Annotated in this window: 10 protein-coding genes and 1 pseudogene; 6 read left to right on the plus strand and 5 right to left on the minus strand. The window is 73.4% G+C overall.

The features are described 5' to 3' along the window. Positions 1-106, plus strand: a pseudogene (locus ACWEVO_RS18225) (class I SAM-dependent methyltransferase); the annotation flags it as partial. A gap of 8 nt (positions 107-114) precedes the next feature. Here ACWEVO_RS18225 and ACWEVO_RS18230 read toward each other — a convergent pair. Next, positions 115-1,176 carry an ABC transporter substrate-binding protein gene (locus ACWEVO_RS18230; protein ID WP_452308710.1) on the minus strand — a complete coding sequence of 354 codons (1,062 nt, stop codon included), beginning with the start codon at positions 1,174-1,176 and terminating at the stop codon, positions 115-117. Positions 1,177-1,407: 231 nt separating this feature from the next. Here ACWEVO_RS18230 and ACWEVO_RS18235 point away from each other — a divergent pair, with 231 nt between their 5' ends. From ACWEVO_RS18235 to nudC, 3 genes are read left to right on the plus strand one after another with little or no spacing between them, the layout of a single operon-like run. Further along, the gene (locus ACWEVO_RS18235) at positions 1,408-2,718 is read left to right on the plus strand and encodes a M16 family metallopeptidase (protein WP_452308711.1); all 1,311 of its coding nucleotides are present in this window, start codon (positions 1,408-1,410) and stop codon (positions 2,716-2,718) included. Continuing rightward, positions 2,715-4,052: a M16 family metallopeptidase gene (locus ACWEVO_RS18240; RefSeq protein WP_452308712.1), complete on the plus strand. Its 1,338-nt coding sequence runs from the start codon at positions 2,715-2,717 to the stop codon at positions 4,050-4,052. The genes ACWEVO_RS18235 and ACWEVO_RS18240 overlap by 4 nt, the downstream gene beginning before the upstream one ends. A gap of 37 nt (positions 4,053-4,089) precedes the next feature. Continuing rightward, positions 4,090-5,085, plus strand: coding sequence for an NAD(+) diphosphatase (gene nudC / locus ACWEVO_RS18245; protein WP_452308713.1), 996 nt, complete (start codon positions 4,090-4,092; stop codon positions 5,083-5,085). A 259-nt stretch (positions 5,086-5,344) separates the two neighbouring features. Here nudC and ACWEVO_RS18250 read toward each other — a convergent pair whose 3' ends face one another. The 3 genes from ACWEVO_RS18250 to ACWEVO_RS18260 form a co-directional block, all read right to left on the minus strand. Beyond that, complete coding sequence (locus ACWEVO_RS18250; protein WP_452308714.1) at positions 5,345-5,614, minus strand: hypothetical protein; 270 nt, start codon at positions 5,612-5,614, stop codon at positions 5,345-5,347. Positions 5,615-5,826: 212 nt separating this feature from the next. Beyond that, positions 5,827-6,066 carry a DUF397 domain-containing protein gene (locus tag ACWEVO_RS18255; RefSeq protein WP_452308715.1) on the minus strand — a complete coding sequence of 80 codons (240 nt, stop codon included), beginning with the start codon at positions 6,064-6,066 and terminating at the stop codon, positions 5,827-5,829. 74 nt (positions 6,067-6,140) lie between these two features. Beyond that, the gene (locus ACWEVO_RS18260) at positions 6,141-7,118 is read right to left on the minus strand and encodes a helix-turn-helix domain-containing protein (RefSeq protein ID WP_452308716.1); all 978 of its coding nucleotides are present in this window, start codon (positions 7,116-7,118) and stop codon (positions 6,141-6,143) included. A 237-nt stretch (positions 7,119-7,355) separates the two neighbouring features. Here ACWEVO_RS18260 and ACWEVO_RS18265 point away from each other — a divergent pair, with 237 nt between their 5' ends. Next, positions 7,356-8,630, plus strand: coding sequence for an MFS transporter (locus ACWEVO_RS18265; RefSeq protein ID WP_452308717.1), 1,275 nt, complete (start codon positions 7,356-7,358; stop codon positions 8,628-8,630). Between the two features lie 66 nt (positions 8,631-8,696). Here the strand turns inward: ACWEVO_RS18265 and ACWEVO_RS18270 are convergent, their stop codons facing one another. Further along, positions 8,697-8,939, minus strand: coding sequence for a mycoredoxin (locus ACWEVO_RS18270; protein ID WP_265005085.1), 243 nt, complete (start codon positions 8,937-8,939; stop codon positions 8,697-8,699). A 93-nt stretch (positions 8,940-9,032) separates the two neighbouring features. Here ACWEVO_RS18270 and ACWEVO_RS18275 point away from each other — a divergent pair. After that, on the plus strand, positions 9,033-10,367 hold a 1,335-nt coding region (locus ACWEVO_RS18275; protein ID WP_452308718.1), incomplete at its 3' end, for an ATP-dependent helicase.

A 10,367-nucleotide genomic window follows, 5' to 3' on the forward strand; every position in this document is an offset into this window, starting at 1 on the left:
GCGGGCCAAGTACGACCTGGTCGCCGGCAAGCTGGCGCTCAAGCCGGGGATGCGGCTGCTCGACGTCGGCTGCGGCTGGGGTGGCATGGTCCGGCGGGGTCGTCGCGGTCGACGTCACGGCTGGGTGACCCCGGGCTTGCCCTGCGCCTTGAGCACCTCGTTGAGGAAGGACAGGTCGTACAGGCCGTTGAGGTCGACCGGCTGGGTGAGCCCGACGGCGACCGCGTGGTCCAGACCGGTCTTCAGTGAGGAGGCGATCGGGTCGTTGGTGAACTCCAGGGTCGGCCAGGCCTGCTTGATCAGCTTCACGTCCAGCGGCTTGCCGGTGATCCTGCCGATGTGGTCGGAGATGGCCTGCTGCGCCTCGTCGGGCCGGGTGTTCACGAACTCGTTCGCCGCGACCTGCCCCTCGACCAGCTTCTTCACCACGTCCGGGTGGGCCTTGAGGAACTTCGTGCTGACCAGCAGGTTGGTGATCACGAACTTCCGGTCCGGCCAGAGGTCGCGCTCGTCGACGAGGACCCTGCCGCCCGCGTTGACCAGGCGGGAGACGAACGGCTCGGGCACCCAGGCGCCGTCGATCGCGCCGCTGGTGAAGGTCTCCACCGTCTGCGCGTTCTCCTGCGGGACGACCTTCACGTCGCCGCCGCCCTCCTTGGTGGTTCGCAGGCCCTTCTCCTTGAGCCAGTAGCGCAGCGCGACGTCCTGGGTGTTGCCGAGCTGCGGCGTGGCGATCTTCTTGCCGCGCAGCTGCTCCACCGTGGTGATCTCGGGCTTGACCACCAGCGCGACGCCGCCGGAGGCGGCCCCGGAGACGACCCGGACCCCCTCGCCCTCCGACTTGGAAAAGGCGTTCACGGTCGGGTTCGGGCCGATGTACGTGGCGTCGAGCGCGCCGGAGAAGACCGCCTCGATGGCCGCCGGGCCGGCGTTGAAGGTCTTCGTCTCGAGCTTGACGCCGGTGCCGAGCTTCTCCGCGAAGATGCCCTTCTCCACGCCGACGACGGCCGGCGCGTGGGTGATGTTCGGGAAGTAGCCGAGGCGCAGCGTCACCGGACCGGACGCGCCGGCCGCCTCGGGGTCGTCGCCGCAGGCCGCCGCGCCGCCCAGGGTCGCCGCGCCGACCACGGCGAGAGTGGCGAGGGAGACCAGCCGACGGAAGGGGAGCCGTCTCATCGTGATGTCCAATCCACAGTATTCCTACTTAGTTGGTAGGAAGACTGGAGTAGGCACGGAGCGGCGTCAAGACCCATCCACCATCCGGGACCGGGCGCCCTCGTGATTCACGGGAATTCCCACCTGTTCGGTGGAGTACGCTGAGCCGCTCGGCCCACCCGGGCGCGGGTCGCCGGGAGTGCCGTGCCACACCACGGGTGCCGGCGGTGCGGACGCGTTAGGGTCGATCACGTGCCGACCCGGAGAGCGAGAATTCCAGCGACGAAGTACCCGGTCGAGCGGTTCACGCTCGGCAACGGCCTGCGGGTGGTGCTCACCCCCGACCGCAGCGCCCCGGTCATCGGGGTGGCGGTCGTGTACGACGTCGGCATCCGGTCCGAGCCGGAGGGACGCACCGGCTTCGCCCACCTCTTCGAGCACCTGATGTTCCAGGGCTCGGAGAACCTGGAGAAGCTCGCCCACTTCCGGCACGTCCAGGGTGCCGGGGGCACCTTCAACGGCTCCACCCACCTGGACTACACCGACTACTTCGAGACCCTGCCGAGCAACGCCCTGGAACGGGCGCTCTTCCTGGAGGCCGATCGGATGCGCGGCCCTCGACTGACCGAGGAGAACCTGCGCAACCAGGTCGACGTGGTCAAGGAGGAGATCCGGGTCAACGTGCTCAACCGCCCGTACGGCGGGTTCCCCTGGCTGACCCTGCCGCCGGTCATGTTCGACACCTTCCCCAACGCCCACGACGGCTACGGCTCCTTCGACGACCTGGAGTCCGCCACCGTCGCCGACGCCGCCGACTTCTTCCGCCGCTACTACGCCAGCGGAAACGCGGTCCTCGCGGTCAGCGGCGACATCGACGTGGCCGAGGCGACCGCGCTGATCGAGCGGCACTTCGGGGACGTGCCCGCCCGGCCCGCTCCGGAGCGGCCCGATTTCACCGAGCCGGACCTGACCACCGAGCGGCGGACCTCGTACACCGACCAGTTGGCCCCGCTGCCGGCGGTGGCGAGCGCCTGGCGGGTGCCCGACCCGGTCACCGACTTCGCCGGCTACCTGGCGTACGTGGTGCTGGCCGAGGTGCTCACCGACGGGGACGCCTCCCGGCTGGTCGAGCGGCTGGTCCAGCGGGACCGGTCGGTCACCAGCGTCGGCGGCTACCTCGGCTTCATGGGCGACCCGTTCGACGTCCGCGACCCCACCGCCCTGCTGCTCCAGTCCCACCTGCCACCCGGCGGGGACGTGGACAAGGTGCTGCGCACCGTCGACGAGGAGCTGGACCGGCTGGCCACCGACGGGCTGACCGAGGGGGAGCTCGCCCGTACCCAGGCCCGGATGGCCACCCACCTGCTGCGGGACACCGACGCGGTGCTCGGCCGGGCGCTGCGGATGGCCGTCCTCGAACAGCAACGCGGCGAGCCGGGACTGCTCAACGAGCTGCCCCGGCTGGTCGGCGAGGTGACCGAGGAGCAGATTCGCGCGGCCGCCGCCACCCTGCGGCCGGATCGCCGCGCGTCCATCGAGGTCATCGCGGGAGGTGCCCGATGAGCGCAATCGTGGAGACCGGGGTCCGGCCGCTGCCGCCGCTCGGCCCGACCCGCCGGCTCAAGGTGCCCGGCCAGGCCGAGCGCACGCTCGGCAACGGGCTCACCGTGATCGCCGTACGCCGGCCCGCGGTGCCCCTGGTCGAGCTGCGGCTCTGGATGCCGTTCGGGCGTACCCACCTGGCCCGGGGCGCGATGCTGGCGCAGACCATGCTCTCCGGCACGGCGACGATGAGCGCCACGGAGATCGCCGCCGAGCTGCAGAAGGTCGGCGGCGGCCTCTCCGCCGGCGTCGATCCCGACCGGCTGATGCTCTCCGGCGCCGGCCTGGTCACCGGCCTGGACCGGATGCTGGAGATCCTCGCCGACGTGCTGACCGGGGCCGCCTACCCGGCCGACTGGGTGGAGACCGAGCGGGACCGGCTGGTCGACCGGATCCAGGTCGCCCAGAGCCAGCCCGCGCACCTGGCCCGGACCGCGCTGCTCAAGCGGATCTACGGTCGGCACCCGTACGCGGTCCAGACCCCGGAGCCGGACCAGGTCCGCGCCGTCAAGCCGCCCGCCCTGCGCAAGCTGCACGCCGAGCGGGTGCACCCGGCCGGCGCGGTGCTGGTGCTGGTCGGCGACGTGCAGCCGGAGCGCGCCCTGGACGCCGCGGAGCGGGCGCTGTCGGGCTGGAACGGGGCGGGCCACGAGGCCGAGCTGCCGCCCGCGCCTCCGCTGGAGCCCGGCCCGCTGCTGCTGGTCGACCGGCCCGGCTCGGTGCAGTCCTCGCTGCGGATCGCGCTGCCCGCGGTGCCCCGCACCCACCCGGACCACGCCGCGCTGCAACTGGCCAATCTGATCTTCGGCGGCTACTTCTCCTCCCGGTGGGTGGAGAACATCCGGGAGGACAAGGGCTACACGTACGGGCCGCACTCGCTGGTCGAGCACTCGGTGGCCGGGTCGGTGCTGGTCGCCGCCGCCGAGGTGGCCACCGAGGTGACCGGCCCGGCGCTGCTGGAGACCATGTACGAGCTGGGTCGCCTGGCCGCCCTGCCGCCGAAGCCGGACGAGCTGGAGCAGGCCCGCCAGTACGCGCTCGGCACGCTCCAGCTCGGCATGTCCACCCAGGCCGGCCTGGCCTCGCTGACCAGCGCGTACGCCGGCAACGGGCTGCGCCTCGACTTCCTCGCCGAGCACGCCGCCCGGCTGGCGAAGGCGACCGTGGAGGACGTGGCCGAGGCGGGCGCCCGCTACCTCGCCCCGGCGAAGGCGGTCACCGTCGTGCTCGGTGACGCCGAGCGGGTCGCCGAGCCGCTCGCCGCGCTGGCACCGCTCCGGACGGAGCCGGCGTGACCGAGTGGACCATTCGGCCCAGCAGCGGGGCGCGGGCGTGAGCGGCGAAGAGGCTCCGCCGCTGGCCCGCGCCACCCTGGACCGGGCGGCGCACCGGCGTACCGACCCGGACTGGCTCGCCGAGGCGTGGGAGCGGGCCCGGGTGCTGGTGCTCGACTCGGCCGACGACGGCCGGGCGCTGGTCCGCGCGGACGACCACGCCGGTTCGACGGGCCTGGCGCCGCGCCGCGATCCGGAGCGGTCGGCACCACCGGAGCTGGTGCTGATCGGGCCCAGCGAGCTGCCCGAGGTGCCCCGCTCGGTGCCCATGTTCCTCGGCATCGAGCCGGACGGCGTACCGGTCTTCGCGGTGGACGCACCCCTGCCGGCGCTGCCCGGCACCCGGCCGGTCAACCTGCGCGAGGTGGGCCATCTGCTGGTCGACCGGGACGCGGGCATCTTCACCACGGCGTTGGCCCTGCTGAACTGGCACCTGCGGCACCGGTACTCGGCGGCGACCGGGCACGCCACCCAGGTCGACGAGGCGGGCTGGTCCCGGGTCGACCCGATGGGTGACCGGACGTGGCCGCGTACCGATCCGGCGATGATCGTGCTGATCCACGACGGGGTGGCCGGCCCGGAGGGCCGCTGTCTGCTCGGCAACAACGCCACCTGGGCGCGCAGCCCCGGGCAGCGCCGCTACTCCTGCCTGGCCGGCTACGTCGAGCCGGGGGAGTCGGCCGAGGCCGCGGTGCTCCGCGAGGTCCGCGAGGAGGTCGGCATCGGGGCCGAGGAGATCGCGTACGCGGGCAGCCAAGCCTGGCCGTTCCCCGGCTCGCTGATGCTCGGCTTCCTGGCCCGCGCCGACGCCGACGAGCCGATCCGGGTCGACCCGGCCGAGATCGCGCACGCCCGGTGGTTCACCCGCCGGGAGATCGGCGCCGCGCTGTCCGGTGAGCCGGTCACGGTGGACGGCGGCGACCGGCTGGTGCTTCCGCCGCCCTCCTCGATCGCCCTGTTCCTCGTCCGCCGCTGGCTCGACGACCACTCCTGACCGGCGCTCCGCCGCACCGAACCCGGCCATGAGTCACTCGGGCTGCCGCATCCCGTGGCGTCCGGGTAAGTACCACTGTTCTCGCAGGACGTGTGGATCAGCCCGGCACCGGGTCGCGGGGGCCGGGGCGGAACGCGGCCCCGGCCCGGACCGCCGTTGCCGCGACGGTCACGGGCCGGGAACACGGGCCGCCGTGGCCGGGGGAGGCGAGGAACGCGGCGGGGGAGCCGGTCCGACCACGACGGACGTCAGGTGCGGGTCAACTGCCGGCCCAGCGACCGGGGTACGCCGGGTCCGGGTCCGCGATCGGGAGCACCTTGACCCGGTGCCGGCCGCAGCGGACGGCACCCACCGAGGCCAGTGCCCGGGCCAGCAGCAGCGCGGCCTCCCGGTCCTCGGCGTGGACGACCTGGCGGCGTGGCTCCGGCGCGGTGGTCTCGTCCCGCAGCCGGCCGCCGCCCGCCCAGGCGGCGGCGATCTCCGTCTCGGCGACGGCACGGATCTCGGTGCGGACGATCAGGAACCGCATGAGTGTCCTCCGGGTACGGACGGACGGATACGCGCTGGAACTTCCACGTCACTCTTTCGACATGTTACGCCCGGGAGTCGTCCCAGCAAGTGAAACTCGACGATTGCTCGGGGCCGTGGGCCGATCGGGGGACCCCAGGTCAGCACCGTTGTCGGGGCGGGGCACGCGAAGGGGCCGCCGGCCCGATGCCGACGGCCCCGAGGTTGACCGGATCAGTTCAGATCGAACTGTCCGTTCTTCGCGCCGGCGATGAAGCCCAGCCATCCGGCCCGGTTGAACAGCAGGACCGGTCCGCCTCGGTCCTTGCTGTCCCGGAGCGCGACCGCCGCCGGCCCGGTACGCAGGGGCGCGACCTCCACGCAGTTGGAGGTCTGGCTGCGGGTGCTCTTGCGCCAGGCGGCGCCGGCGAGCTGCTGCGCGGCGTCGGACGAGCTGTTGCGGATCTCGTTCATGGTTCTGCTCCTGGTCTGGAGTGCTCCGATGGGGACGAGTGACGCCGCGGGCCGGTCCGGCGGTCCGGCGTGGATCACCGGTCCGTCGTCAGACGCCCCGAGTCGCGGCGGCGCTGGACCGGCGCCGTTGCCGGCCCGTACGCCACGGTGGACTCGACTGCCGTCTCGGGCCGTCCCGTCGCCTCGATGAGCCAGGAGAGGGTGTCCGAGGCGGAGAGCGCCGCCGAGCATAGCCACTCGAACACCACTTTATAGCGATTTAGGGTGTTTGCCTCGGTCGACATGACGTCGGTGAACCCGCCTTCGATGGCGAGGGTCTCCGGATCGAGCGGATCGGCGAACCGGTAGACCGAGAAGGCGGTCGGCGGGAGGTACCACTCGCCGACCCGGGTGTCCCGCAGCAGCAGGTGCAGCGTGACGTTCGGCAGCATGGCCAGCTCGCACAGGTGGACGAGCTGCTCGTGCAGCACCTCCGGCGGGCCGGCGCGGCGGCCGAGCGCCGCCTCCTCCAGCACGGCCGTGTAGCGGGGCGCGTCCGGGCGGGTGAGCAGGGACTGGCGGGCCTGGCGGGCGCGTACCTCGTTCTCCGGGTCCTCTCCGCCCTCCGGGTCGCCGGCCTGCTCCGCCACCCGGGCCGCGGAGATGATCCGGTGCCGGGCGTACCCGGGGGTCTGGAGCAGCCCCGGGACCAGTACCGGGTTGTATTCGGAGATCTCCGAGCAGCCCGCCTCCAGCTCGGCGAAGCCGCGCTGCTGCTCGGTCATCACCGGGAAGTTGCGCAGCCAGCCGCGCATGTCACCGGCCTCGTGCGTGATCGCCAGCAGCTCCGTGCGCTGCTCGTCGCCGGCGCCGTAGAGGTCGAGCAGGACGCCCACGTCCTCGGGGTCGGGGCGGCTGCGCCCGTTCTCCAGCCGGGACAGCTTGGACGCGGAGGCCCAGCCGATCCGCTCGATGACCTGGTCCCCGGTCAGCCCGGCCTGCTCGCGCAGCCGGCGCAGCTCGGTGCCGAGCCTGCGGCGGCGCAGGATCGGGCCTGGTGCGGTAGGAGGCACGCGGTCCTCTTCTCCGTCGACCGTCGCGGGGCGCGACGGTAACTGTATGAAATTCGCCCCCCACGGTCAGTATGGACGGCGCGACCGGCGTCGGTGGTTCCGGCGGAGGGCGTGTCACGAGACAAAAAGAGGACTGTGGAGGGGTGCCCGCGCCGCCGGCCGGGAGGGGTCGGCCGGCTCGGGCGCCCGCCCCCGACGCGCCCTCGGCGAGGGCGCCTCCCCTCGGGAGGGAATCCGATGCGCACCGTCCTGCGCCGCCCCGACTTCCGCCTGCTCTTCGTGGCCGTGGTCGCCAGCATGGCTGCCGAGTCGGTCCTGCTGCTGGCCCTCGCCGTCTGGGTCAAGGACCTGACCGGATCGGACGGCATGGCCGGCGCGACCATCTTCGCCATCATCGCGCCGATGACGCTCGCCCCGCTGGTCGCCTGGCTGGTCGACCGGTACCGCCGCCGGCCGTTCTTCGTGGCCGCGAACCTCGGCACGGCAGTGCTGCTCAGCCCGCTCTTCGCGGTCGAGGACCGGTCCGACGTCTGGGTCATCTACCTGGTGGCGGCCCTGTACGGCCTGTCGTACCTCACGCTGAGCGCGGTGCTCAGCGGGCTGATCCGGCAGCTGGTCCCGAGCGACCTGCTGGCCGACGCCAACGGCGTGCTGCAGACCGTGCGGCAGGGCCTCCGGCTGGTCGGCCCGCTCGCCGGGGCCGGCCTGTACGCCGCCGTGGGCGGCTGGCTGCTGGTCGCCGTCGCGATGACCGGGTTCCTCACCGCCGCCGGCGTCGTCGGCCTGCTCCGGGTCACCGAGAGCGCCCCGGCCGGCACCGACCTGCGCTGGCCGGCCGAGCTCGGCGCCGGGCTACGGCACCTGGGCGGCGAGCCGGCGCTGCGCCGGGCCCTGCTCGGCTACGGGCTGGGCTCGCTGGTGATGGGGTTCACCGAGTCGCTGATCTTCGCGTACGTGGACCAGGGGCTGCGCCGGGACGCCGCGTTCGTCGGCGTGCTGGTCACCGTGCAGGGGATCGGTGGGCTGGTCGGCGGGCTCCTCTCCGCGACCGTGGTGCGCCGGGCCGGCGAGGTGGGCGCGCTCGCCGCCGGGGTGACCTTCTTCGGGCCGGCCGCGCTGGCGCTGGCGTACCCCCGGCTCTGGCTCGGCGTGGTAGCGCTGCTGCTGGCCGGGGTGTCCCTGCCGCTGACCATGGTCGGGCTCAACACGCTGGTCCAGCGGCGTACCCCGCCGGGGCTGCTCGGCCGGGTCTCCGCCGCGTCGGAGGCGCTGGTCAGCGGTCCGCAGGCGCTCTCCATCGGCACCGGCGCGCTGCTCGTCGGCGTCGTCGACTACCGCCTGCTCTTCGCCCTGGTCGGGGTCACCACCACCGCCGCCGGCCTCTACCTCTGGCACGGCCGCCGCCTCACCCCACCCGCCCCGGCCCCACCCCGCATTCCGGCCCCTCGCCGTCCGCCGACCCCGGTGGATCATGCGGTCGTCGCCACGACCCGCCGATCCCGCGCGCGATGACGTCATGGTCAACGAGCAGCGGGCCGTCCCAGAAAGGGGCGGCCCGCTGTCGTCGGGGGTACGGGGTCAGCTGGGGAGGGCGGCGAGGTGCTGCTTGACCTGGGTGATCGACGGGTTGGTCAGCGCGCTGCCGTCGGCGAAGCGCAGCGTCGGCACGGTCTGGTTGCCGCCGTTGACGCTCATCACGAACTCCGCGGCCTTCGGATCCTGCTCGATGTCGACCACCTCGTACGCGATGCCCTCCCGGTCGAGCTGCGACTTCAGCCGGTGGCAGTAGCCGCACCACGGGGTGGAATACATCGTCAACATGGTCAGGTCCTCCAAGGGGATGGCTCGCACCCGGTCCGGGTCAGGCCAGGCTAACCGCTGCAACATCGGCGAGGGCTGGGATGATTCCTGGCTGTGGCGGTTCACTCAGCGGCGGAACGGGTGCTGGCCGGACTGGATCCGGAGCAGCGCTCCGCGGTGACCGCCCCGGCCGGCCCGGTCTGCATCCTGGCCGGCGCGGGGACCGGCAAGACGCGGGCGGTGACCTCCCGGATCGCGCACCGGGCGCTCACCGGCGACATCTCCGCCCGGCACGTGCTCGCGGTCACCTTCACCGCCCGCGCCGCCGCCGAGATGCGGGCCCGGCTCACCGCGCTGGGCGTCGCCGGCGTGCAGGCGCGCACCTTCCACGCGGCGGCGTTGCGCCAGGTCCGTTACTTCGCGCCCCGGCTGCTGGACGGGCGGGCCATGCCGGAGCTGCTGGACAGCAAGGTGCGGGTGGTCACACTGGCCGCCGCCAAGGTCGGCCTGCGCGCCGACCGGGCCGCCGCCCGGGACCTGGCCGGCGAGATCGAGTGGGCCAAGTCGTCGCTGGTCGAGCCCGGCGAGTACGTGGTGGCCGCGGCCAAGGCGTTGCGCGAGACCCCGTACCAGCCGGCGAAGGTGGCCGACGTCTTCACCGCGTACGAGAAGCTCAAGCGCGGCAACGGGATGATCGACTTCGAGGACATGCTGCGCGCCGCCGTCTGGGGGATCGAGGAGCACGCCGACGTCGCCGAGCAGGTCCGCGGCCAGTACCGGCACTTCGTCGTCGACGAGTACCAGGACGTCAACCCGCTCCAGCAGCGGCTGCTGGAGGCGTGGCTCGGCGGCCGGGACGACCTGACCGTGGTCGGCGACGCCAGCCAGACCATCTACTCGTTCACCGGCGCCACCTCGTCCTACCTGGTCGACTTCCCGCGCCGGTACCGGACCGCCACCGTGGTCCGGCTGGTCCGCGACTACCGTTCCACCCCGCAGGTGGTCGGGCTGGCCAACGCGGTGATCTCCCAGGCCCGGGGCGCCGAGGCCCGGCTGCGGCTGGAGCTGCACGGCCAGCGCCCACCCGGCCCCGAGCCCGAGCTGCGGATCTTCACCGACGAGCCGGCCGAGGCCAACGCGGTCGCCGCCCGCTGCCGGGCGCTCGTCGACGGTGGCACCCCGGCCCGGGAGATCGCCGTGCTGTTCCGCACCAACGCGCAGTCCGAGGCGTACGAGAAGGCGCTCACCGAGGCGGGAGTCCCGTACGTGGTGCAGGGGGCGGAGCGCTTCTTCGAGCGGCCCGAGGTGCGCCAGGCGATGATCGCGCTCCGCGCCGCCACCCGGTCGATCCCCGGGGAGACGCCGCTGCCGGCCGCCGTGGTGGAGGGGCTCGCGGCGGTCGGCTGGGCCCCCGACGCGCCCCCGGCCGGCGGTGCCGCGCGGGAGCGG

This window comes from Micromonospora sp. NPDC003776 (genome assembly GCF_053605645.1).